Genomic DNA, 23,059 nt, shown 5'->3' with positions numbered 1-23,059 from the left:
TGCGTATACTAGCGGCTCATTTACCCGTTTAGGATCATATATGTCACTTCTGTTTGAAGAGCTGGACAGCCAAGAATCACCGTTGGGTGAGATTTCCCTTCGTAAACGCCGCATTCCAGCTTTGGGCGATCGTGATATTTATGAAGTAAAACTCGGCGATGAGTTTTTGATGTCGAGTATGTTTGTCGCAGCGGAAGAGGCTCTGTCTACGCTAGGCTTGGCGAAGGTGAAAGGCGAGCAGCTTAGCGTTGTCGTGGGCGGCTTGGGTCTTGGTTATACAGCGGTTGCAGCATTAGCCGACGAGCGTATTGCCGAGCTATTGGTGGTGGATGCGTTAGAGACGGTGATTCATTGGCATCAACAAGAAATGGTGCCATTGGGGAAAGTGTTAAACGCCGACGCTCGTAATCGTTATGTATTGGGCAGTTTTTTTGACTTGGCTACAGCGCCTGATACCGGTTTTGATCCGCAGCATGCGGGTAAGAAATTTGATGCGATTTTGTTAGACATTGACCATTCGCCAAGCGAATATCTGAATCCTTCCAATGCTGGGTTTTATAGCACGGCGAACTTGTCTTTAATGGCGGAGCAGTTGGTTGATGAAGGGGTTTTTGCGATGTGGTCACAGAATCCACCGGAAGACGATTTTATCGCTTTATTGGGTACTGTGTTTGAAACAGTGGAATCCCACTTAGTGAAGTTTGAAAACCCTTTTCAGGGTGGCTTCGCTACCAACTCTGTTTACGTGTGCGAACGTCCGATTCGAAAAGCCTAATGGTTTTCAGTTGACTCTAAGGTTTTCGCTGAGAAAAGACCGATGTTATGTCTAAAAAAGTGGACCATACCAGTATGATGAAAATCTACGATTAATATGAGTGTCTCGTTAAGTTATTTTATTCACCCTCTAACCCCTGTCCCACTCTCTTTAGACGGAGTTTGTATTTTTGGCTGAATATCATATTCATCCACCAATTGTTTTAACTGGTGGATGATTTTGATCATCAAATCTTGATTTGGCTTTGCAAAGGGCTCACAAGCCAGTTTGACAAAATCTTCATTTAGTACTGTCCCTTGGTTGATAATGCCTTTGGACTGTTGGCTATTTTTCCATTGATAAACGCCTTTTTCTAATCGTTTCAGGGTCAGAGTTTGTTTCTTTCCATCATGACAATTGAATAAATAAACCAATTCTTGCTGTAAACTGGCAACACCCTGATCTGGCGCTTCTGAGGAGTGCAATATGGCAACCACGCCACCCCTAGCAAAGCAAGCAACTTGAGGTTGTCCAATGTGCCTAGGCTCCTTACTGGGTAGAATGATACCTCCTAAATTAAAACGGATTATTTCTACCGATCCATCCGCACACCTAACTTGGTAAGAAACACTGTCTAATTGCACCGCAGACTCAGACTGATTAGTGACACTGAGCTGAAGCATATTTTGACCACTTTCTTGCAGAATACTTGGCTGATAATACAGCTTTTCATTGATCGTATTTTGTGGGGCTGGTGTTACTGAAGGTGTTTTGCAATTTTGATAGTTAGATTGGCAAGCGGCGGGATTACCGGTCGTTTGCACGCATTGAACAAACTGATCGCGGCAGGCATCAGCATAGACACTTATCGAACACAGCAGAACACTGAAACCGAGTAAATATCTCACTGGTAAATCTCCGAAGCACAAGCACTGTAATAAGCGCTCTGTGCCGCTTCTAGATCGTCTATCAAGTTACAACTGGCAGCTTTAGCATAACGTTTCATAGCATTAGCGCAGGCTTGGCTATTGGTTTTAATCGGCGCATTAATTTTAGTACTGCTTGGTGAAGGGCAAGAGTCGCGATAAACAAAGTCGATGGAAAAGCTTTGCGTTTGCCCACTGCCGTTTGTTTGCCCATTAGATAGGCTGTTCTGACTACCCGAGGCTTGCTTCATTTGGGAATTGAGGCCATTCACCGTTGCTTGTAAATTATTCATTGAGGAGTCATTAGAGTAGCTATCTTGAATAATGCTACTGATGATTTCCGTTTGCGAATTAATATCTAGCTCGCCTAAACCGCCAGCCAGTGCACCAACCCCCATCGCCATTGCTTTACCCCAATCAAAGCCTGAGTCTTCTTCTTGCTGAGCAATAGCCGCTTCTATTTGGCGGTTTTGTTTTTTCAGTTTTTGCGCAGTCTCTTGGCTGGCATTTTCTACCTCGTTAAGAAGGCTTTTATAGCGTTTGATCACCACTACTTGCTGTTGCACTGCTTGGGGGTCATCTGAGGCAAAATTTTTCGCGCTATTCCAGCTCTGGCAAATGGTTTTCGATTGATTGGTAAGAATTTGGTTGGCTTCATTGGCAGCATTAATGACATTTTTCTGAGTCAATCCCAATGAGCGGGCATTAAAATCGTAGCAAGCATTAGATGAGCTTAATGAGCAAGAGCAATCGTTTCTAAGCTGATTGTTAAGGGAAACTAGCTCTTGCTTCGCAGTCATCAGCTGATGTTGCGACCTTCCTTGATAAATGTTTTCCAGAGAAAGCTCCCCCTGCTTTGTTGGTGTTTTATCCATCATATCGCCTATGGAAATGCTTAACTCTGGTGTTGTTTCTGCTTTTACTGCTTCTGTTTTAATAGCCTCTTCAAAAGCAGTGCTGGACGATGCTTGAGAACCACTAGAGAGACTTTCCTGATTTTCTTCACTCATTAGGGATTCAAGTGATAGAGCATTCGCCTTCACACCTAACAAAAATACGACGCTAACAAACGTTACCGATACAAAATAAATTAAGCGCTTGTTTATTTTCATTAATTCTCTTCGCACAGCCCAATATGTTAGTTAAATACTATGGTATATAGCAAAAAATTGTATTATGGTCTTAAATATTTCTAAAGCTAAACTATAGTACAAGTAGAGATTTTATGAATACATCTTTTTTTAAACTCATGACGCCCTGTGCATTAATACTTCTTCTGATCCTTACTGGATGTTCTACACAACCCGCATTAATTTCTGCCACTAGGAATAACGATGTGGTAGAAGTCGAACGCCTACTGAGTAATGGTTATAATCCAAATATCCGTAACTATACTGAGAGCTATGACCATGGGCGCACTCCCGTTTACTACGCCGCAGAAGGCGGTTACAACTCTCTGGTAAAAAAACTGATTGCGGCTGGAGCAGATGTAAACCAAGCTTCCGATGAACAATGGACGCCTCTCTTAGTTGCCGTGCGATACAGTGGCAACCTTGAAACCATACGTATTTTGGTCGAAGCTGATGTAAATATCCATTTCACCAATAACTATGGCAGAAACGCTTTAATGCTCGCTACTTATATGGGCAAGGCTGATATAGTGCAATACCTGCTCGGTCTGGGAATGGATCCTGAAATTAAAAACAATGATGGGAACAACTCTTACGACTACGCCAAAGATAACAAAGACATTTCCTCCGATATGATTCACCAATACAGAGAAGCCTATTTACTGAAACAAAAAGTGGCTGGGATGGAAGCTAGCATAAAAGAAATCGAAGCTCGTGACGAAGGGCTCCCTGAGTCGCTAAAACACGACAAATATCTGATTGCCTATACCGATGCCTTAAAACAAGAAGAGTATTTAGGTGCGGTCATATACGCCAATTTACTTGATAAGCTTAATACTCCAATGGAAGATGCGTTTTATTATTTCTGGGGAGAAGCTTTGCTAAAATTGGAAGATCCAGAGCAAGCTAAAAGTAAACTTAATGAATACCTAAAGCGTACAGGTTCTGGCGGAAAATACTATACACAAGCCTTAAGGCTGATTATTCAAGCGGAAGCTTAGCTCGCGGCTAGCGGACATAATACTTACAGTAAAAACAAAAAAGACCGATGCTTCATTCATCGGTCTTTTTTTATTCCAAATATCTAATAATCCAACGCCATTGCTGCCATTTTTATGGTGTTTTCAAATGACGCGCAGCCAGCAATAAATAAGCCGTTATGGCAGAACATGGCATCGTCTAACCCAGTGACATCTTGTAGTTCTTTATCCGAAAAACCTGCCCAAGGCGCAGGAAGTTTTTTGCGATCTTCAAAGGAGCCAAGCTCGACTGGGACGGTTTGAATACGCCATTGCCCAGTTTGTGATGGGTAAACCATGAATAAGGCGTCTTTTGATAACCTAAGGACGGTGGTTTTCCATGGGGTGTATTGTTCTAGCACGATGACTCTTGGGTCTTCGGCTTTTTCAATGGCGTTGGCGACGATGGTTTTTGCGTTTACGCCACCGCTAGCCGCGGCAATGAATCGAGTCAAGATACGTGAAGCAAAGGCAACCGCTTCATCAAAACAGGCGTCGAAATCGCCTTCTTCTTGCCAAGTCGGGTTAAACATGGAAATGGTTTGGCTTAGGCTAATACCTGTTTGTACGCCTTCTACGTGTCCGCAATCTATGGCGTCGATTGTAGAGACGAGGTTCTTATCCAATGAATTCGTGACTTCTTGGTCACCTGCGCATATTTCTAGACCATATTTTTGCCAGATTAAGCCAAAAGATGAGAATGGGATGCCGTTTTCTCGTGCCCCGGCACCGCCTTTTTGGTGATGGTCAAAACGGCCTTGTTCTGCGTCGTAAATACCACCAACGTCTAGCACTATGTCGGCTTTTGCCATGACGTCTAAGTCACGTGTGCGTATTATTTTTGCAGACGGAAAAAGGTGTTTAAGCGCCGCTACGGCAAATACGTCGTCTGCGTGAAAGTTGCCATTGTGCGTTGCGATTACTTGAACTTGCTCGGTCATTCTACAGTCTCTTTTATTGGTATCATTTCACTTAACAGCACACAGGTACTAAAGGTCGGCATTTTACGGGGTTTTAGTGGTTGGTAACACCGTTGATTTTAACATCAACTAATATAGGCATACATAAACGCCAATCAGAGCCGTCATTTTAGCTCTTTATATTTTTCAAATGGCGGTAGTGCTAGAAGGTAGCTAGAATTACAGTAGTAAAAATAGACCTCGGTCCAAGTGAGAAAATTTATATCTATTTGATTTAACTATAGAGGGTTACTCAATGTCATATGTAGATGGGTTTGTCGCAGCAGTACCTGCATCTAATAAAGAAGAATATATAGAGCACGCTGAAAAAATGGCGGCTGTCTTCAAAGATTATGGGGCATTAAATGTGGTGGATGCATGGGGCGATGATGTTCCTGAAGGTGAGGTGACTTCTTTTCCGTTGGCTGTTCAAAAGAAGGATGATGAGGTGATCGCTTTTTCTTGGATCACTTGGCCCTCAAAAGAAATTCGTGATGCTGGATGGCAATCTGCAATGGAAGACCTAAGAATGGATCCTGATAAAAATCCAATGCCTTTTGATGGTAAACGTATTATCTATGGTGGCTTCAATATTATTTCAGATGTCTAATCAGTTTCATCGTATTTATAAGAGAATTTAAGAATAAACCTCAATGGTTGTTTCTCGATTTTTTATTGATGAAATCTAATTTTCTTATTGTATGATTATTTTTTTAAATGATTTATGTAATTTTTTGTATATAAAATTTATAAAAATAGCCAATTTACGATACAGCATAATACCCACATAAAAATAGCGTAATGAAGACTGTTTGTTACGATAACTTTGGTTGGTATTTGATAGCGACTTGTCATGAGTAGGCCAAGTCCTGTCAGTCCGCTACTGCCTGCCGAAATAGCCCAAGCACTGAGAAATAAGAAGCCTAGTTGAGTTGGATCTGGATTGAGTGGTAGTAGCATGGGGCTTGCAATGGCAATGCTGACAACAGGGTGTACCCCAACGATGCCAACGATAATCATAGCTGCAAGCACAAAAGAAAACAGAGGCGGATTAAAAGTGAAATTATTCAAATTGAATAACTCTGGGTAGCTCAAAATAATGGCGCTAATGCCATTGGAGAAAATTCCCGCGGCTAAGAATAATGCAAATTGGCTGCCTATTTGAGGGAGCTTGTGGTTGACGAACTTAAGGAGACTGTCTTTTCTTGAGTTGGTGTTAATTAGCAGAATGGTTGCGCAGGGCGCTAAAATACAAATGAGTACAAGTATGCTGATGTTTGGCCAAATATAATGAAAAAGTATCACTGACAAAGCTAAGAAGACAGGGATAAAAAGGCTTTCGCGCTTAATTGGGTAGCCCTTGAAATCACCTTTTGTTCGATGAAATGCTTCTGTAGTCGAAAAAATAATCGCGACAATTCCCATCACTAAACCAGGAATCAGCGTTTTTTGCCATTGCATGCCGGGTGCATAAGTTAATGCAATCCCTGTTGCAACAAAAAACGGCGACCACCAAGCTGCAGAGGCAAAGTTACGAGTTAGGATAAATTGTTGTACGGGGCTTAATTTGTTCGCCGCCTTCATACGGTCAGCAAATACTAAAATAACAGAAAGGTTAATTATGGCGCCTAAAACTTGAACCCCTAATGCTGTATTTAGGATGGCTTTAAAACCTCTAGGAAGTTCACTGCTCTTATCGGCTGTGTTGGTTAAGTCTAAAAAAGAAACAGCCACAAACATTGCCAGCATAGGTATATTGACAGCAAAAACCTGTTGCCATGTCATCCAAGTACCTTGGGATCCGGCAAAGAGTAATGCCGTACTACCTATAATCATAAGCCAACTTACTTGGCGTTTTGCACTAGGTGCTAAGGTATGCCACATGGCAATATTGGCAGACCAAGCTAATATTGTCGGGAGCAACACCGAAATAAGTTGTGTGACAGATATCAGGTAAAGTGCCAAGGTGCCCAGGACAAACCAGCCAGTGTATTTTTTTAATAAATTCATTGGTTACATGTCTTCAATGTTCTTTATCCATGGTGAAATGACGGTAATGATAAAACCTCGTCTATATTTGATAAAATAGTGATATAACTATAATAAGTCAGCACTATGAAAGCCTTGTGTGAATTCTAAAATCTCTTTAATATTTTTTATGGTGCGTGATTTATTAAATGGGTGAATGTGATAGATCTACATTACCTGCTTTCATAATCTAATAAAAAAGCTAGAGTGACTTTTTGCTCTAAAGATCATTTCGTTTTTAATTTTAATCGGGTAATACTTTGAAGTACTTACATCAAATATTTTTCAATTTTGCTCGAATATGCTGTGTTTTAGTAGGATTATGTATAGTGTCTACTTCATTGGCAAAAGACACAAGCTTAGACACTGGATGGGAGTATTCTTTGGGGGATTCACCGTTTGACTCTAACGGTGTGCCAATTTGGACTCAAAAAGACAGTTCCGCCCAATGGTTACAAATAGACTTTCCTGCAAACCCTCCCGCTCAGAATGTTTTTGAAAATGTTTGGTTTCGTATCACTTTGCCTGATGTTTCACTAAGAGACCCAGTATTTTTTGCCTCGAGCATCGATTTGCTGGCAGAAGTTTATTTGGATGGCGATCGAATTTATAAACATGGGCAATTTAATCAAGATGGCTCTGGCAAGTTTGCAGGCTGGCCTTGGCATATGGTTATTTTACCGGAAGATTTTGCCGGAAAAACACTGTATTTTCGTGTTTTTTCGGATTATCACAAAATTGGCTTCTGGGGTGAAGTAAAGCTTAGCGAAAGGATTGATATTCTTTATCAAATTGTTGGTGAATCATCTCAGGGTATTGTCGTTGCTGGTATCACTTTATTTATTGCTTTAATGGCGGCGGTATTTGCCATATTTAAAGGGCAACGTCGTCAATTCTTAAGTGTGTGCTTTTTCTCTCTTGCAGCCGCTGGGTTAGTTCTGGGTGATATCCCTGTGATGAAGTTGGTTTGGGATCAACCACTATTGTGGAATTATGTTGGAGCTTATGCCTATTTCTTATTGCCGATTCCCATGTTTATGCTATTGGCAGAATGGTTATCTAAGGCTAATTTAGAAGTACGACATTTTGAATGGCTTTGGAAATTCCATCTTGCCTTCTTGGTTGTTGCTGGGGTAGGTAGCTTATCTGGCGTTGTTAGTATTAGCCAACTATACCCCATTTTCGACGGTATCTTTATCGTGACGCTATTGTTATTGGTTGGCTTTGTGTTGTTTGTTTTTAACCGTGTCAGGTTTGAGCAGAAGATATTGATTCTTGCCTACTTTGGTTTTTGTGCCGTTATGCTGCTGGATATGTTTGTTGCCCATGGTTGGGTTTCATGGAGTAGTGTTCCTGTTTCAAGTGGTGCATTGCTGTTTTCTGTTGCGATTATTGGGCTCTCGTTTAACCATTATTTGTTTACACAGCGTCGTTTAGCCAAATTAAACATATCACTAGAGTCTGAAGTAAATGAGCGAACTGAGCAGCTTACGGTTATGGCTGAAAAAGAAAAATTACGTTCTGAAGGCTTATTGTTTCAGCAGCAAAAATTAGAAATTGCCAGTGATATCGTTTTGGCTTTAGAGAGTTGCCATACATTAGAACAGGGAATTGATAAGGTTGGAAATGCAGTAGCTGAGCTTTGTCAGCCATTTTCGGGCACGTTTAGCATCGTTAATTCGGATGATTGGCAAGATATACAGTGCTGGGGGCGCAACATTGAAATGCCAACCTCAGGAGTTACTGTGATAGAGCATGCGATATTCGATCATGAGCAAGGGCTTTTTCCATTCAAAATAGTCAACCAGCAAGGTTTGGTCCGCCATGTCGCTCTTTTACAAGTTAAAGTGACAGAAGAGAATAGTTGTTACCCAGTCGATCAGTTTATGCCGTTGTTAGAGCGAGCAGTTGAAAAGATCAGCATTACGTTAGCAAATATCGCTTTGCGTGAAGAGTTGCAGCGCTTTTCATACGAAGATGTTTTGACGAATTTAAAAAACAGACGTTTTTTTACCGAAGTGCTGGAATATGAGATTGCGTCATCAGAAAGGAATATGGAGCCGCTATCATTGTTAATTTGTGATATTGATCACTTTAAGAAGTTCAATGATACCTATGGTCACCCAGCAGGAGACGAAGCATTAAAAACTCTTGCAGGCTTATTAAGTCGATTCTTTCGCCAAGCAGATATTGTCTGTCGATTGGGTGGGGAAGAGTTTATTGTCATTATGCCGCGTGCTAAAGGTGGTGATTGTTTGCAGCGAGCCGAGCAGTTAAAACATGCAGTAGAAAATACCAAGATTGAGTATGAAGGGGAGTTGTTAGATAGTCTGACTATTTCGATTGGTATAGCAAGTTGGCCAGAGCTCTCTGTGGATCCTAAGCAATTGTTCCAGCAAGCAGACCTTGCTTTGTATAAGGCGAAGGAGAGTGGTCGTAATTGTATTCGTATGTCGAAATTGAATTAGTCAGTGTTCAATATCAAATGAGCGCTGATCACTGTAACATCATAGTATTGATGTTCATATCTCCACACTTTTAATCACCAAAAGCGATAACCCCTGTTATGACGAGAAAAATACTAAGTTTGAAAGGTAAGCGTGCTTCTGACGTAAATCCTGTCGATGAGGTAGCTGAGGACTTGTATCCGAACGATCCTGAAAAACGTTTTTTAAACGGCGTTGCCATTAATCCTTCACCTTGTATTCAATTGGCATCTGGCTCTTCAGAGCGAACAGTTCGGGCGATGGATTTGATCACGCCAATTGGCATGGGACAGCGAGGTTTGATAGTCGCGCCGCCAGGGTCGGGTAAAACAACCATGCTCAAACATATTTGTCAGGCGGTAGCTGAGGCTTATCCAGACATTAAGCTCTATGCCTTATTGATTGATGAGCGGCCTGAAGAAGTGACAGACTTTAAGCGCAGCGTATCGGCTGAAGTGCATGCATCGTCTTCTGACGAAAGTTATACGCAACATGTGCGTGTGGCTGATGCGCTGCTTGCAACGGCGCGAAAGCAAGCGGGTGAAGGCCAAGATGTGATGATTGTGATTGACTCCCTGACGAGGCTTTCACGAGTTCATAATGCCGAACAAAGAGGAAGCGGTCGAACTATGTCTGGTGGCCTCGATACAAGAGCGTTAGAAATTCCACGTAAGCTGTTTGGCGCAGCGAGAAAAATAGAAAACGGCGGATCGCTAACTATTCTGGCAACTATTTTAGTGGATACTGGTAGTAAGATGGATCAGGTGATCTTTGAAGAATTCAAAGGCACGGGCAATATGGAAATTGTGTTGTCACGAGAAGCGGCGAGTCATCGTATTTTTCCGGCTATCGATATTGCGAAAAGCAGCACGCGCCGAGAGGAGCTGCTGATTGATGCTAAAGACATTGAAAAAGTGCGTGCTTTACGTCGTTCTCTTACGCACCTTAAGCCTGTCGATGGTGCTCAAAAATTGGTTGAGTTATTACAAGAATACCCAACCAATGCAGAGTTACTAAGGGCTTTCTCTTTTAATTAGGCGTTTTTATCATTGCTCATCAAGACGATCTTGTCTTCTTGATGGTCGAGTTCATCTAAACTATCAAGGCTGCTCAGCTGTCCGTGTGGCTCTTGTACTTCCATCTCCTTGCCTGATGGGTTAGTGATCCCTGTAAACTTGCCGCCAGACTCTATGCTAAGATTATCGCTGTAAACTGTCCCGCTAACGCGACCACAGCTTAAAATCTCAATATAATTTGCCCGACAAATACCTTCAAAATTGCCATTGATGATTAGACGGTCAGTGGTGATTTCACCCTGAACATTGCCTGATACACTGATTTTAATTTGATTAGTCGCTTCAATTTGACCTTCGACAGTGCCATCAATTTGTAGATGGTTGGCGACATTTATCTGCCCGTTAATTGTGCAGCCTTCTGCGATGAGAGTTGTAGTTGCTGACTGACTCTTAACTCTATTTTGTCCACCAAAGATTCCCATCGTATACCTCTTACACTTTCAAAAATTGTATCAAAATTATCGACATCCCAAGCTATGAATGGTTTGGGATCGAGTGCTCGTCCAACGAAGCGTATTTCATAATGCAGATGCGGCCCTGAGGTTAATCCACTGTTGCCGGAGTAACCGATCAAATCGCCTTTTTTAACAAAATCGCCTTTGTTTACTGCAAACTTACTCATATGAGAGTAAGAGCTGGAGAAACCATATCCGTGTAGCAAGCGCAGAAAATTCCCTGAACCTTCTTTACTGGGTCTTGTTACTTCCACTGTTCCGTCCGCTGGCGCATAAATAGGGGTTCCAGTATTGACCGCAAAGTCTTGTCCACGGTGAACCCTTATGGTGCCAAGAACTGGATGCTTTCTTTTGCCGTAACCTGAAGAAGTTCTGGCATTTTTAACTGGTGGTCCGCTTGGTATCTGAGTCAGCATGGCGACTCTTAATGATGAGTTCATGGCCGCTGTATCTAACCGTGATTCCAGCTCGACGTTGTTCTGATCATCCATACCCAGTACTTTTTCTAGATCATTTAATCGATCAGAAACTAATAGCATTCGTTCTTCTCGCTCAGATAAATCCTGTTCTAAGCTTAGCTTAAGTGCAGTCAGCGAGGTGATTTCTTTTGTTAAAGAGGATGATTTGCTCTCTAGTTCGAGTAATTTTAGCTTTGAGTTTTCTGCATCGTTAACTAAGTAGTAAATAATTCCTGCAGTGAGAAGGACAGCCATAAAAATGACGTAACTTACAAACTTGAATGTGTGACGAGTCCTTTTTCCAAAACTAAAATGCTTTGTTCCATCAATTGAAGAAATGGATACCGTTATATTGTCTTTCATTTTTTTACTTTTTTACCAACATCATTTTTCACTACTTAGATATACAGCAAAGCGTCCATCTTTGTAAACTTTTGTATGCAGTCGTGCTGTTTTTATGCATAAAAAATTAAGGTTTATGTAAAGGGATGTGCTTTAGGCAGAAAACTCTACCTAAGGCGGATCTTCTATAACAATACATTCAATGGCGCGATGTTAACGATTTGCTTTGCGGACGTAATTTAAAATAGAAACTGGCACGACTTTTCTGACCGGAAAGCCTGCAATTTCTTTGCGATCGATGATGTGTTTTAGTCGGCTTTCAATGGCGCAAAGGTTTTTAAAGTCACCCATGGCAACGAAGGAAATGGCTTCACCAGTTGCGTTTGCACGACCAGTTCGCCCAATGCGATGGATGTATTCTTCTGGTTTAAACGGTAAGTCGTAATTGACGACACGGCTTAATTCGCCAATGTCCAAACCACGAGCAGCAACTCCCGTTGCGACGAGATATTTTAGTTCACCTGCTTTAAATTGAGCCAAAATCTTTTCACGCATGGCTTGGCTTCGATCACCATGAATACAATCGGCGACTATGCCACGTTTTGCTAATTGATCGACCAGCTTGGCGGCACCATGTTTTTTCTCAATAAAGATGAGCGCTTGATCCCATTTTTGTTCGTTAATCAAATGACTCAATAGGGCTGACTTGGTGTCTTTATCAACGGTGATAAGCCATTGTTTGATATTTTTAGCCGCGCGTACGTTAGGTGAAATAGAGATTTCAGCCGCTAGGTCAGTCATCTTGCTGTCTGAAAAATCGAAGGCGAGGGCACGAACGTCGTCGGTCATGGTTGCTGAAAACAATAAGTTCTGGCGGTTTTCGGGTAGGCGTTCGATGATCTTATTGATGTCACCCACAAAGCCCATATCGACCATTCTGTCTGCTTCGTCCAATACCATGACTTTTAATTCATCAAAATGCAGCGCACGCTGATGAGCCAAATCAAGCAATCTGCCTGGAGTAGCAACCAGAATATCCACGCCTTCAATTAAACGCTCTTTTTGAGCTTCGGTGTCTACGCCACCATATACAGCCATAGAGGTTAATTTCATGTGTTTGGCGTATTGCGCAACACTGGCTTCAACCTGAACCGCAAGTTCTCGTGTCGGCACGAGAATTAATACTCTTATGCGTTTACCGCGTAAAGTTCCAGCTTTACTGAATCGCTCTAATAAAGGCAAAACAAAAGCGGCTGTTTTCCCTGTTCCTGTTTGTGCTGTGGCGATTAAGTCTTTCCCAGAGAGAATAATTGGGATTGCTTGTTTCTGAATGGGGGTCGGCGTTTGGTAACCCAGTTCAGTAATCGCTTGAACAAGAGGACTGGATAATCCTAATTTGGCAAATGGCATAAGAGGCTCTGACAGATTGTCGTAAGGGGTGTCTAAAAGAAATGATGGGGTAGTATAACGTAAAAGCAGTAATGCATCGGTGAAAATTCTTCAGGCGTTGATAATTATTGCTTAGCAGGGATAATGTTGCGCTCTTTCATCATTTAATACTCTGCCTGATATGCGCCTTGATAAATTTGTTTGTAAAAGCACCGAGCTGACCAGAGAGGAAGCGATTCAATATATTTATTCTGGGGCTGTTTATGTGAATGATGAGGTAGTGACTAATGAAGCGACTCAGGTACACGAAAATAATATGGTGCTTTTAAACGGCATTAAGCTAAAAGCGCGTGATTTTCGCTATATTATGATGCATAAACCGGCGGGTACGGTTTGCTCGAATATCGATGAAGTCTATCCCTCTCTGTTCAATTATGTAGAAGTGGACCGATCTTCTGAGTTGCATATAGCAGGACGTTTAGACGCAGACACTACGGGGTTAGTGCTGATAACTGATGATGGACGTTGGTCTTTTCATATTACTCAGCCATCCAATCATTGCTGCAAGGTGTATCGAGTACAATTGTCTCAAGCGATTTCAGCAGAGCTTGGCAACGACCTAATTGCTCGGTTTGAAAATGGCTTACAACTTCAGGGCGAGAAAGGTTTAACTCGTTCAGCCAAATTAGAGATTATTACTCCCCAAGAAGTACTTTTAACCATTACCGAAGGTAAGTTTCATCAAGTAAAACGCATGTTCGCAGCCGTTGACAATAGAGTCGTAGGTTTGCATCGAGAGCAAATAGGCGAGGTTTGCCTTGATCTTGATGTCGGACAATGGCGTTATTTGTCTAAGAATGAAGTAGAGTCTTTGTTTTCAAACCGTAAAATCTGTGATGTGCTGGGCTTTAAAGAGCAACATAATTGGCGTAAGTACGTGAGCGCTCCTAGCGAGTAAAGTTTAAAGAAAAAACGTTACAGCATTGATCCTATTTCATTGGGCTCGGATAATGTACGACGGCTTATAAAAAAACGGCTTCTGCTGCAGAAGCCGTTTTTTTATAGCTGAGGATTTACTGTTTAAAAGGGGTAAGGGGATTGCGACATCTCTGGTTCTTCTTTGGTGCAATCTGTTGTTTACAAATGGTGCAATTTTATTTTTTGATTTATATGTATGATTTATAAATATTTAATTAGTTTATTTGCATCTTTTATAATCAAAAAAGTCAAGAGTGAATAAACGCATTGTTCCATAATAAAGCATGAAAAACCTGTTGCTTTGATAAGATAATTCTTCTGTTTTCTGCACGTTTTTTGGTTTATTCCATGTATAACACTTTAAAAAATCAGCAGTATTGACCGTTTTTCAGACAAACAAACAGGTCAATATTACGATTTTAACTATTTTCCATATAATCTACGGCACCAATTTGGAGCGATAGATTATTTGTCTTGGTTGTTAAGTTTGTTAACGATTGATGATGAATGCGCTCAGTTAAGCATCGGGAGCATGAGTTGTACCCGCTTTTTCCCTTATATAACGGTTAAGTATTGTTACAAAATCACTTAGTGAAATAGTGTGATTGAAACGTTTAGAAAGTACCCATGCCTTTATTATCCGATGATTAACAAAATAGAAGTAATATTTTGACTATTAAAAAGGAACCGAAATTTTATGACTTATGTTCATCAAACCATTTCTGATTTGAAGCGTACTAGTCCTGCTCAATCTGAGTTTTATCAAGCTGTGGAAGAGGTGCTGGACTCACTCGAGCCCGTATTAGAAGGTAGTATTCGTTATCAAAAGCAAGCAATAATACAACGTATTGTTGAGCCTGAACGTCAAATTATGTTTCGTGTTCCCTGGGTAGATGACAAGGGTAATATTCAAGTGAATAAAGGGTATCGTGTTGAGTTTAACTCTGCACTTGGTCCCTATAAAGGTGGTTTACGGTTCCATCCAAGTGTAAATGCCAGCATCATTAAATTTTTAGGCTTTGAGCAAATTTTTAAAAATGCATTAACGGGTTTACCTATTGGTGGCGGTAAAGGTGGCGCTAACTTTGATCCTAAAGGCCGTTCTGATGGCGAGATTATGCGTTTTTGCCAGTCATTTATGACCGAGTTATATAGACATATTGGCCCAACAACGGATGTTCCTGCAGGTGACATAGGTGTTGGTGCACGAGAAATTGGTTATATGTTTGGACAATATAAACGTTTGACTGGCCGTTACGAAGGGGTGCTGACAGGGAAAAGTTTGCTTTGGGGAGGTTCATTAGTTCGTAAGGAAGCAACTGGCTACGGTGCAGTGTATTTTGCTCAGTATATGCTAGAGGCTCGTGGAGACCTTTTAAAAGGTAAAAAGTGCCTTACTTCAGGTGCCGGTAATGTTGCTATTTACACGATTGAAAAGCTATATCAGCTTGGTGCGATACCTGTTAGTTGTTCGGATTCTCGTGGCACTATTTATCATGATAAAGGCATCGATCTTGATTTATTAAAAGAATTGAAAGAAGTACGTAGTGCAAGCTTGGTAGAATATTTTCAAAAACATAGTGATGCTCAATATATTCCAGCGTCTGATTATCCTGCGGACGGCCATGCCGTATGGCGTTTTAAGGCAGATGCTGCTTTTCCTTGTGCTACACAGAATGAACTTACTTTAGAGGACGCTCAAGCATTATTGTCCAATGGGTGCGTTGTCGTGAGTGAGGGGGCGAATATGCCGTCGACTCAAGCGGCAGTTGATGCCTTTATTGATGCGAAAATTGCCTATGGTCCAGGTAAAGCCGCGAATGCTGGTGGTGTCGCTACTAGTCAATTAGAAATGGCGCAAAATGCGAGCATGCAAAATTGGACGTTCGAGCAGGTAGATGACAAGCTGAAAGTGATTATGAAAAATATTTTCAATGCAGCTAATGACACTGCAGCAGAGTTTGGACAACCAGGAAACCTTGTTTTAGGTGCTAATATCGCTAGTTTTAGGCGTGTTGCTGATGCAATGATAGAGCAAGGTGTTATATAGAGCTTTGTTATAACCGCAATCCAAAAAACGGCTTCTGTTGCAGAAGCCGTTTTTTGTTTAATCATTAGAAATATCAGCTTTGCTTATTTTTAGTGTTAAGTGAAACGTTTTTCGATCGGCAAGTTGGTTTAAGCCATTAAATCCCACATCAAAGTCATCTGTTGCCGTTAGAAATCCTTGCTGTTGATAATGCAGGATAACCGATTCTAAATGCCTTACCCTCTATCACGATGATTTTTTATAGATTATTAAAGAATAGAGCTTTTATCCGAAACATTACCAATGTTGAACTTTGCATTTCACTCAGCATTGTAGGATGTTATAGAAACAAATCGTAATAATTCGTATTGGGTATGTATTTATGAAGATTTTAATCTTTCTTGGGACGGTTAGGGATAGCGCGCCACCACGGCCAGCTCGATTAGGCGAGAGGGTAGCTAAAGCGTGCTTTGCCGCTTTTGTATCTCAGCATATCGATCATGAGGTTGAGCTGGTGGATGCGTTGGACTATCCGTTAGAGGCTGTTTTTAAACCGCACTTTTCTTACTCAACAAGTCAGGTCCCAGAGAGACTAGATGCGTTGGCGAAGAAAATAGCATCGGCCGATGGTTATATTATGGTGAGCCCTGAATACAATCATTCAATGAGCCCAGCGTTGGCTAACTTGCTTAATCATTTTGGCAGCTCTTTGTTTTCCTATAAGCCAAGTGCCATAGTGACCTATTCTGCTGGCCAATGGGGTGGAATGCGCGCCGCGATAGGCATGCGAACTTTTTTGTCGGAGTTGGGTTGTTTGCCTGTATCGTCAATGATTCATGTGCCAAAAGCGCAAAACGTCTTTTCTGCAGAAGGAGCTCTAGCAGAAGGCGAAGATCAAAACGAGTGGTTTGGTTATTTTGGTCGTACTTTTAATCAACTCATTTGGTGGGCACAGGCGTCGGCTAGTTACAAGGGGCAAGTCGATCCACAAAGTATGGCGCCTGCTTTTAAGAAAGATCCCGCACAAAGGAATGCTCCTTAAGCTGGGATAGTAAGAATAAAAAAGGGTCACTTTAAAGTGACCCTTTTCACATCAGAGTGTTTTACTAAACGCAGTGTCGATTATTTATCAGCTGCTTTTTCAGCTTGTTGTTTGTCGTAACGTTTTTCCCAGAACTCAGCACCTTTTATGCCAAGTGCTTTCGGGTTAAAAGTATAATCCGTTACGCCGGCGGCTTTCTGGTCTTCGTAATCGCGTAATGCCTTCATAGTCGGTTTTGCCATGAAGAAAATCATGATAATACCAACGATGTTCAGCCAAGCCATTAAGCCTACACCAACATCACCTAGGTTCCAGATGTAGCCCGCCGTGTTAACCGTACCGTAAGCCACCATGAACATGATAAGCAGTTTTACGAAGGTTAGTGATACATTGATATTCAATGCGCGGCGTAGATAAGCAACATTTGTTTCAGCAATGTAGTAGTACGCTAAGATCGTAGTGAAGGCGAAGAAGAATAATGCTACACCAACGAAGATAGGGCCAGAATTACCAAACACACTTGCTAATGCCATCTGAGTGAAGGCAGGTGAAGCAATGATAGTAGAAGGATCAACGTTTTGTACGATGAACTGGCCATCAGCCAAAGAACCTTGGATGTTGTACTGTTGTGTAATCAAGATCATCAGCGCTGTCGCAGTACAAATGAATAGAGTATCAACGTATACAGAGAATGCTTGAACAAGGCCTTGCTGTGCAGGGTGTTGAACTTCTGCTGCGGCAGCAGCATGAGGGCCTGTACCTTGGCCAGCTTCGTTTGAGTAAACGCCACGTTTTACGCCCCAACCGATTGCCGCGCCAAAACCAGCCTGTGCAGTGAATGCATCAGAGAAGATCATGCCGAAAATGCCTGGTACTTTGTCTAGGTTTAGGAAGACAACGATCAGCGCCATCACAATATAACCAAGCGCCATAAATGGCACGATTATTTGAGTGAAGTTCGCAATGCGTTTGATGCCACCAAAGATGATAAACGCCAAAACGACTAAGATCACCGCTAGCGCAACCAATTTGGTAGAACCAACATCACCGAAAGAGCTAGATACAATAACGCCTTCGCCGAAGATTTGTGTTACTGCATTACCAACAGAGTTTGCTTGAATACCTGGTAAGAAAACACCACAGGCAAGAATAGAAGACAAAGCAAACAAGACACCCAACCAACGCCAGCCAAGGCAGCGCTCGAAGTAGTATGCTGGGCCACCACGATATTGACCATTTTCGCTTACTTTATAAAGCTGTCCTAAAGTAGATTCAGCATAAGCAGTACTTGCGCCCAAGAAGGCAACAACCCACATCCAGAAAATGGCACCAGGACCGCCAAAACCAATGGCTGCCGCTACGCCAGCAATGTTACCTGTACCAACACGACCAGATAGCGATACCGCCAATGCTTGGAAAGAAGAAATGCCTTTGTCCGACTCGTTCGAATTGAACAATAGTGAACACATTTCTTTGAAATGGCGTACTTGAGCAAAGCGCGTCAGAATTGAATAAAATAAACCAGCACCTAGACATAGATAAATTAAGGCTGGGCTCCAAATGACTCCGTTTAAGAAATCAATGAATGCTTGCATAGATAGTGTCCTCGATAAGATTCGCTTTGTGGGCGTTAATAATTGTTATGTGTTACTAAAGTCCGGTGGTTGAGGGGTTACCGCTACCACGCCATGAACATATTCAAATGTGAATTGCGCATGAAAAGTGCACCTTAGTGGGGCAAATTTAACACGGAAAAGAAATGAGATCCATTTGTATATTATAAAAACGGATGCTTTTAACTGTGGTTTTCATATTAAAAGCTGGTGAAATAATATGGTTGAGAATAAAGGTTTGTTGATAGGGTGAAGGAAGGCAGCATGGTGGCGCTGCCTTAACGTTAAATTAGTCTTTCTTTTCGATAGTGATTTCTAGGTTCTTACTACTGCCTGCAAACCACTTTTGTACATATAGCGTGCCCATAATAGGCGCTTTCCCTTCTTCTGGAATTTCTTGGTAGCGAACGCTGTTTTTGGTTTCTTTTTCGTATTCGAATGTAACGGTTGTTTTAGACATGCTGGCTTCCTTCGTTTAGTGCATTAGCAGGTGTTTTCTTAAATATTAGGGCTTTTAGGCCACTTTCGATATTAATATCCATAAATTCTGGCGGATTATCCAGTCGGTATTGGTATTCGAGTGTAGGAGCTTCTTCACGCATGCCATCAATCAAGAATTGTGCGGGAATGTTTGGGTCATTGACACAGGCAAGTACTTGTCCATTTTCTGTCAGTAGCTCGGGCAGACGTCGTAATATTTTTTGATAGTCTTTCGTTAGGGCAAAGCTGCCGCGCTGGAACGTAGGCGGATCTATGATGATAAGATCATATTCCCCATATTTTTTGATCTTTCCCCAAGACTTGAAAATATCATGAGCAAAAAATTTAACGCTGTTTAAATCGTGTTGATTCAGGCGATGGTTCTCTCGACCTCGGCTCAATGCGGCTTTGGCCATGTCTAGGTTAACGACAAAGTCTGCTCCACCCGTTATGGCAGCGACTGAAAAGCCGCAGGTGTAAGAAAATAGATTGAGTACGCGCTTGTTCTGGCTGTTCTCTTTTACCCAGCGTCGCCCGTATCTCATGTCTAAGAAAAGACCTGAGTTTTGATTTTTGCCAAGGTCTAATTGGAATAGAAGCCCTTCTTCGTTAACAACTTGCTGTTCTTGGTAATTACCCCAAAGACATTCGGTTGGACTGCGTTCTCGACTCCGGTGTTGGAGGAGAATGGATTGTGCCTTGAAGCTGCTCCATTCTGTTTGAATCGTCCAATTGATAATTTTTTTATTTAATTTATCTAATTCGTCAGAAGTTGGTTCTTTAAAAAGAGAGATAAAAATTTGCCCTTCTAGCCAATCGACAGTGATTTGCTCTAGGTCGGGGAAGCAGCGACCTCGACCATGGAAAAGCCTTTTTGCGCCACTTGGCTGCTGTGCGAGCTGATTAAAAAGGTGATCTGTTAATATGGTGAGAGCTTCTGGGGTCATAAAATAGCATTTTAAGGGTGATTAAATGAGACGCATATTCTACTGATTACTAGGCGAGAGACCAGAAGAAAGCAGAAAGAATAAAACTTTTAAATTTAGGGGGATTCAAATAAAAGGAATCACCGAGCTTGAAATAAAGCTCGGTGATTTTTAGTTTGTTATTGACGTTTCCAGCGAACTACATCAATCAATAAAAAGACTAATAAACTCACACCCATCACAGGCAGGCTTAAGCCCAGTGCGATAGTGACAATGAGCGTAAGTACTTTTTGGGCTGCAGACAGTTTCGACCATGCTTGCAAAAGTGGTCTAGAGGTCGACCCTGCTTGCGGGCGACGAATCCACCACATCTTGTAGCCTAGGATGATCATAAAGCATAGAGATAGCCCAAAGATGGCTAGTATTATTTGGTTTGCTATGCCAAACAGAACGCCCATATGAGCATCAATTCCCCAACGAATTAGCTTGGCTACAATTGGAAAAGTCGCAAAATCGGCACGACTGGTCACTGTCATGGTACTTGCGTCAACAGCGACGCTGTCAACCTGAGTTGGCCAAGAACGATCAATTTCACTCACTCGCCACGCTTTATCTTTGGTTGATGATGGTCTTATTTCTAGCTTGTTGGCATCAATGCCAGCGTCTCTGGCCGCCTTTAATACACCGTCAAAGAGTAAGTCGATATCTTCAAACTTTTCTGCAGGCAGCTTTTCAGGTGCATTCTGGTGACTAGCATGGTTTAGGTGGTCAGCATGCTCGCCTGATGCTGCTATTGTTTGAGTGTCGTTAGCAAGATTTCTGTCTACGGAAGGTGTGACCCAGCCAATGCTAGAGCGCAAAGTACCAATATTGGCTCCGGCCCATTTAGACCAAGTTAATCCGGTAATAGAAACAAAGATCAAACCGACAAACAAACACAGCCCTACTTGATAATGGCGACGACGCTTACGCAGGTGCTCTGTTCTGCTGGCAAACTCGGCTTTATTTTTCTTGCCGCCTTTGTACCAAAGAAACAGGCCGCCAAGTGCCGCAATCCAAAGCCAAGATGCGGCAAGTTCGCTGTAATAGCGACCCACTTCACCGAGCAGTAGTTGGCGATGCATAAAGTCGAGCGTTGTTCTAAGTGGTAAGACACCGCTTGTACCATAAACAGGCAGGTTGCCTTTCACTTCTAATGTCACAGGGTCGATAAATAAGGCTCTTGCCCCTGTTAGTTCCGCTTCTTTGTCAAGAAACATCACGCGTGTCGTGTCGCCTTGCTCTGGCGCAGGGCGAACAGCGAATAAGGTTAGATTGCTTGTTAATTGTGATTTCGCGGCTGCGATTTGCTGGGAAAGAGGTTTATTCTCACCCACGCTTTGTGTTGTTAATACATCTTTGTAGATGGCGCTTTCAAGTTGTGGCGTGATCACATAGATGGTGCCGGTTAGGGCTGCAACAAAGATGAAAGGTCCAATAAACAGGCCAATGTAAAAGTGTAATCGTGTAATCAGCAGCAGTAATGCATTTGATGAAGACTCGGAAGTCTTGTTGGTTTTTGTCGACATAGTAATTTCTCGTCTTATAGAAAAGGGCAAAACAACGCCTCTGAGTAAAAAAACTCACTTTTCTATCATCATAAAAAACGCGCACAGAAAAACCTGATCAGCGTAGGATCAGAGTTGCTTGCGTCGTGCTTATTGGTTGAGTTAAACGAGAATGGTGGGTGGTGCTCTGGGGAGAATGGAGGTGAAGGGCACATTGTATTTGTGCGAAATAGTCACCGTTACTATGTTCGGGTAACGGCTTTGAGTAAGGGGAATTAACTCAAAAGTTTTGGCATCGATCCAGTTTAAATGGAAAAGCAGGGAGCAATAGCCACAAGCCTCTAAGAGGTTGGCGCTTTCGCCGTGTCCATGATGACCGTGGTGGCTAATATGTGCTGAGCTTGTCAGTTTGTTGCTTGCTTGCTCGGAAAGCATTTTTGCATGGTCGTGCCCTGACATGGCCATACTTCCCATCGACATTTGCATCGTGGTTGGCTGGGGTGAAAGTGCATTGCTTACTTGAGAGAACAGCGGGCCAAAATAAATAAGGAAAACAGCAAACAAACAAACGCACACAGCAAGTTGTGTGCGTTTGTTTGGGTGGCTTTTTAATAGGCGACCCTTTTGAATGGGAGCCTTTAATTGAAAGTGCAAAGCGCTTTTATCTTAAATCAAAGGTTTTGTGTTAGCTTTGTAAGTCGGCTGCATGTTCTTCGGCAGAAGAAACAATGCATTCGCCAGCAAGGTTTGGCGCTACACCAACAGAAAAGCCATCACCTTGCATGCCTGGAAGCCATTTCTCGGCCCAATCGGAAGCGTTAATTTCTAAGCTATTAAACCCTTGATACTCTTTCTTGCCCCATGCGGTAGCTAGGGGTTCCGCTGGCCAAATAGGTAATACTTTATCGCTACCAAGATCAATAATTAAACAGCCCTCTGCGTCAGCCAGTGTCCATACGGATGTGCCTTTCTTCACGAGGTTTAAAACGTGATCATAGCGTTCGCTGCTAGGTAAACGATAGAAGGTATCATCAAGAAGGATTGTGTTTGACATGAATTTGACTCGGGTTGGTAAAAAAGCGCATCTTAACACATCGGCTAAAAAGAGTGATCAACTCAATCACGCAATTTAATTTCTTCGGGTAAATTCCTCTCAGCTTGCTGCGTCATTCCCGCGAAGGAGGTTGTCGTTAAAGCGTTGTAGGCCTGATGAGGGGAGTACAGGCGTAGCCTACAATATGTTGATTTATATTGCTTTTTGTAGGTCGTGGCTTTAGCCCGACAAGACATAATTTGTTGTGGTGAGTTTTTTGTCGGCATAAATGCGCGACCTTGTATCTCTTCTTGATGGGTGTTTAGCTAGCACTTATCGCATCGGGAAATCGGTGAGCTCGTGCGCGACCTGAGCACAAAGATGCTGTT

21 protein-coding genes are annotated in these 23,059 nt (G+C 42.2%); 8 read left to right on the top strand and 13 right to left on the bottom strand.

The window, feature by feature from the left end; all coding sequences use genetic code 11:
* Positions 1 to 40 precede the first annotated feature (40 nt).
* Positions 41 to 775: a spermidine synthase gene (locus DFP77_RS17775; RefSeq protein ID WP_114413552.1), complete on the top strand. Its 735-nt coding sequence runs from the start codon at positions 41 to 43 to the stop codon at positions 773 to 775.
* A 122-nt stretch (positions 776 to 897) separates the two neighbouring features.
* Here DFP77_RS17775 and DFP77_RS17770 read toward each other — a convergent pair whose 3' ends face one another.
* Both DFP77_RS17770 and DFP77_RS17765 read right to left on the bottom strand, forming a co-directional pair.
* Entirely contained in the window at positions 898 to 1,662 is a 765-nt protein-coding gene (locus DFP77_RS17770) for a hypothetical protein (RefSeq protein WP_114413551.1), read from the bottom strand.
* Positions 1,659 to 2,792 carry a hypothetical protein gene (locus DFP77_RS17765; RefSeq protein ID WP_114413550.1) on the bottom strand — a complete coding sequence of 378 codons (1,134 nt, stop codon included), beginning with the start codon at positions 2,790 to 2,792 and terminating at the stop codon, positions 1,659 to 1,661. Before DFP77_RS17765 ends, DFP77_RS17770 begins: the two co-directional genes overlap by 4 nt.
* 113 nt (positions 2,793 to 2,905) lie before the next feature.
* On the opposite strand from DFP77_RS17765, the gene DFP77_RS17760 reads away from it, so the two are divergent.
* A complete protein-coding gene (locus DFP77_RS17760; protein WP_114413549.1) occupies positions 2,906 to 3,811 on the top strand; it encodes an ankyrin repeat domain-containing protein in 906 nt (301 codons plus the stop codon).
* Positions 3,812 to 3,894: 83 nt separating this feature from the next.
* Here the strand turns inward: DFP77_RS17760 and DFP77_RS17755 are convergent, their stop codons facing one another.
* On the bottom strand, positions 3,895 to 4,770 hold the full coding sequence (locus DFP77_RS17755) for an MYG1 family protein (protein ID WP_114413548.1): 876 nt from the start codon (positions 4,768 to 4,770) through the stop codon (positions 3,895 to 3,897).
* Between the two features lie 274 nt (positions 4,771 to 5,044).
* On the opposite strand from DFP77_RS17755, the gene DFP77_RS17750 reads away from it, so the two are divergent.
* Positions 5,045 to 5,398: a DUF1428 domain-containing protein gene (locus tag DFP77_RS17750; RefSeq protein WP_110573096.1), complete on the top strand. Its 354-nt coding sequence runs from the start codon at positions 5,045 to 5,047 to the stop codon at positions 5,396 to 5,398.
* Between the two features lie 137 nt (positions 5,399 to 5,535).
* On the opposite strand, the gene DFP77_RS17745 is transcribed toward DFP77_RS17750, so the two are convergent.
* Positions 5,536 to 6,798 (bottom strand): hypothetical protein, encoded by a 1,263-nt coding sequence (locus tag DFP77_RS17745; protein ID WP_114413547.1) that lies wholly within the window; start codon positions 6,796 to 6,798, stop codon positions 5,536 to 5,538.
* 347 nt (positions 6,799 to 7,145) lie between these two features.
* On the opposite strand from DFP77_RS17745, the gene DFP77_RS17740 reads away from it, so the two are divergent.
* Positions 7,146 to 9,284 (top strand): GGDEF domain-containing protein, encoded by a 2,139-nt coding sequence (locus DFP77_RS17740; protein ID WP_114413546.1) that lies wholly within the window; start codon positions 7,146 to 7,148, stop codon positions 9,282 to 9,284.
* A gap of 98 nt (positions 9,285 to 9,382) precedes the next feature.
* Positions 9,383 to 10,339, top strand: a complete 957-nt coding sequence (gene rho / locus DFP77_RS17735) for a transcription termination factor Rho (RefSeq protein ID WP_114413545.1) — start codon at positions 9,383 to 9,385, stop codon at positions 10,337 to 10,339.
* On the opposite strand, the gene DFP77_RS17730 is transcribed toward rho, so the two are convergent.
* The 3 genes from DFP77_RS17730 to DFP77_RS17720 form a co-directional block, all read right to left on the bottom strand.
* Positions 10,336 to 10,800 (bottom strand): bactofilin family protein, encoded by a 465-nt coding sequence (locus DFP77_RS17730; RefSeq protein ID WP_114413544.1) that lies wholly within the window; start codon positions 10,798 to 10,800, stop codon positions 10,336 to 10,338. The two genes, rho and DFP77_RS17730, sit on opposite strands and share 4 nt — an antisense overlap.
* Entirely contained in the window at positions 10,710 to 11,546 is an 837-nt protein-coding gene (locus DFP77_RS17725) for a M23 family metallopeptidase (RefSeq protein ID WP_258861208.1), read from the bottom strand. Before DFP77_RS17725 ends, DFP77_RS17730 begins: the two co-directional genes overlap by 91 nt.
* A 300-nt stretch (positions 11,547 to 11,846) precedes the next feature.
* On the bottom strand, positions 11,847 to 13,043 hold the full coding sequence (locus tag DFP77_RS17720; protein WP_114413542.1) for a DEAD/DEAH box helicase: 1,197 nt from the start codon (positions 13,041 to 13,043) through the stop codon (positions 11,847 to 11,849).
* Between the two features lie 160 nt (positions 13,044 to 13,203).
* Here DFP77_RS17720 and DFP77_RS17715 point away from each other — a divergent pair, with 160 nt between their 5' ends.
* The 3 genes from DFP77_RS17715 to DFP77_RS17705 all read left to right on the top strand — a co-directional run bounded on the left by DFP77_RS17715 (position 13,204) and on the right by DFP77_RS17705 (position 17,071).
* Positions 13,204 to 13,980 (top strand): pseudouridine synthase, encoded by a 777-nt coding sequence (locus DFP77_RS17715; protein ID WP_114413541.1) that lies wholly within the window; start codon positions 13,204 to 13,206, stop codon positions 13,978 to 13,980.
* Between the two features lie 717 nt (positions 13,981 to 14,697).
* On the top strand, positions 14,698 to 16,050 hold the full coding sequence (gdhA, locus tag DFP77_RS17710; RefSeq protein WP_114413540.1) for an NADP-specific glutamate dehydrogenase: 1,353 nt from the start codon (positions 14,698 to 14,700) through the stop codon (positions 16,048 to 16,050).
* A gap of 361 nt (positions 16,051 to 16,411) precedes the next feature.
* Positions 16,412 to 17,071: an NADPH-dependent FMN reductase gene (locus DFP77_RS17705; protein ID WP_114413539.1), complete on the top strand. Its 660-nt coding sequence runs from the start codon at positions 16,412 to 16,414 to the stop codon at positions 17,069 to 17,071.
* A gap of 80 nt (positions 17,072 to 17,151) precedes the next feature.
* Here DFP77_RS17705 and DFP77_RS17700 read toward each other — a convergent pair whose 3' ends face one another.
* The 6 genes from DFP77_RS17700 to DFP77_RS17680 all read right to left on the bottom strand — a co-directional run bounded on the left by DFP77_RS17700 (position 17,152) and on the right by DFP77_RS17680 (position 22,691).
* Positions 17,152 to 18,666 carry an alanine/glycine:cation symporter family protein gene (locus tag DFP77_RS17700; RefSeq protein WP_114413538.1) on the bottom strand — a complete coding sequence of 505 codons (1,515 nt, stop codon included), beginning with the start codon at positions 18,664 to 18,666 and terminating at the stop codon, positions 17,152 to 17,154.
* Positions 18,667 to 18,973: 307 nt separating this feature from the next.
* On the bottom strand, positions 18,974 to 19,144 hold the full coding sequence (locus DFP77_RS19590; protein WP_181858586.1) for a hypothetical protein: 171 nt from the start codon (positions 19,142 to 19,144) through the stop codon (positions 18,974 to 18,976).
* The gene (locus tag DFP77_RS17695) at positions 19,137 to 20,111 is read right to left on the bottom strand and encodes a class I SAM-dependent methyltransferase (RefSeq protein ID WP_114413537.1); all 975 of its coding nucleotides are present in this window, start codon (positions 20,109 to 20,111) and stop codon (positions 19,137 to 19,139) included. The genes DFP77_RS19590 and DFP77_RS17695 overlap by 8 nt, the downstream gene beginning before the upstream one ends.
* 158 nt (positions 20,112 to 20,269) lie before the next feature.
* Entirely contained in the window at positions 20,270 to 21,658 is a 1,389-nt protein-coding gene (locus DFP77_RS17690; RefSeq protein ID WP_114413536.1) for a PepSY-associated TM helix domain-containing protein, read from the bottom strand.
* Positions 21,659 to 21,799: 141 nt separating this feature from the next.
* Positions 21,800 to 22,291, bottom strand: coding sequence for a DUF2946 domain-containing protein (locus tag DFP77_RS17685; RefSeq protein ID WP_114413535.1), 492 nt, complete (start codon positions 22,289 to 22,291; stop codon positions 21,800 to 21,802).
* Positions 22,292 to 22,322: 31 nt separating this feature from the next.
* Positions 22,323 to 22,691 carry a DUF2750 domain-containing protein gene (locus tag DFP77_RS17680; protein WP_114413534.1) on the bottom strand — a complete coding sequence of 123 codons (369 nt, stop codon included), beginning with the start codon at positions 22,689 to 22,691 and terminating at the stop codon, positions 22,323 to 22,325.
* Positions 22,692 to 23,059 lie beyond the last annotated feature (368 nt).

It is taken from the genome of Marinomonas foliarum (assembly GCF_003337275.1).
Classification (GTDB): Bacteria; Pseudomonadota; Gammaproteobacteria; order Pseudomonadales; family Marinomonadaceae; genus Marinomonas; species Marinomonas foliarum.
The sequence above is the reverse complement of the archived record's forward strand: the minus strand, read 5'-3'. Positions and strand labels throughout refer to the sequence as shown.

Excerpts from the sequence above, each read along its gene's own strand:
- DFP77_RS17730 (WP_114413544.1), bottom strand. The coding sequence starts at position 10,800 with ATGGGAATCTTTGGTGGACAAAATAGAGTTAAGAGTCAGTCAGCAACT.
- rho (WP_114413545.1), top strand. The coding sequence starts at position 9,383 with ATGACGAGAAAAATACTAAGTTTGAAAGGTAAGCGTGCTTCTGACGTA.
- gdhA (WP_114413540.1), top strand. The coding sequence starts at position 14,698 with ATGACTTATGTTCATCAAACCATTTCTGATTTGAAGCGTACTAGTCCT.
- DFP77_RS17720 (WP_114413542.1), bottom strand. The coding sequence starts at position 13,043 with ATGCCATTTGCCAAATTAGGATTATCCAGTCCTCTTGTTCAAGCGATT.
- DFP77_RS17775 (WP_114413552.1), top strand. The coding sequence starts at position 41 with ATGTCACTTCTGTTTGAAGAGCTGGACAGCCAAGAATCACCGTTGGGT.
- DFP77_RS17760 (WP_114413549.1), top strand. The coding sequence starts at position 2,906 with ATGAATACATCTTTTTTTAAACTCATGACGCCCTGTGCATTAATACTT.
- DFP77_RS17765 (WP_114413550.1), bottom strand. The coding sequence starts at position 2,792 with ATGAAAATAAACAAGCGCTTAATTTATTTTGTATCGGTAACGTTTGTT.
- DFP77_RS17690 (WP_114413536.1), bottom strand. The coding sequence starts at position 21,658 with ATGTCGACAAAAACCAACAAGACTTCCGAGTCTTCATCAAATGCATTA.
- DFP77_RS17755 (WP_114413548.1), bottom strand. The coding sequence starts at position 4,770 with ATGACCGAGCAAGTTCAAGTAATCGCAACGCACAATGGCAACTTTCAC.
- DFP77_RS17725 (WP_258861208.1), bottom strand. The coding sequence starts at position 11,546 with ATGGCTGTCCTTCTCACTGCAGGAATTATTTACTACTTAGTTAACGAT.
- DFP77_RS17705 (WP_114413539.1), top strand. The coding sequence starts at position 16,412 with ATGAAGATTTTAATCTTTCTTGGGACGGTTAGGGATAGCGCGCCACCA.
- DFP77_RS17715 (WP_114413541.1), top strand. The coding sequence starts at position 13,204 with ATGCGCCTTGATAAATTTGTTTGTAAAAGCACCGAGCTGACCAGAGAG.
- DFP77_RS19590 (WP_181858586.1), bottom strand. The coding sequence starts at position 19,144 with ATGTCTAAAACAACCGTTACATTCGAATACGAAAAAGAAACCAAAAAC.
- DFP77_RS17750 (WP_110573096.1), top strand. The coding sequence starts at position 5,045 with ATGTCATATGTAGATGGGTTTGTCGCAGCAGTACCTGCATCTAATAAA.
- DFP77_RS17745 (WP_114413547.1), bottom strand. The coding sequence starts at position 6,798 with ATGAATTTATTAAAAAAATACACTGGCTGGTTTGTCCTGGGCACCTTG.
- DFP77_RS17680 (WP_114413534.1), bottom strand. The coding sequence starts at position 22,691 with ATGTCAAACACAATCCTTCTTGATGATACCTTCTATCGTTTACCTAGC.
- DFP77_RS17695 (WP_114413537.1), bottom strand. The coding sequence starts at position 20,111 with ATGACCCCAGAAGCTCTCACCATATTAACAGATCACCTTTTTAATCAG.
- DFP77_RS17700 (WP_114413538.1), bottom strand. The coding sequence starts at position 18,666 with ATGCAAGCATTCATTGATTTCTTAAACGGAGTCATTTGGAGCCCAGCC.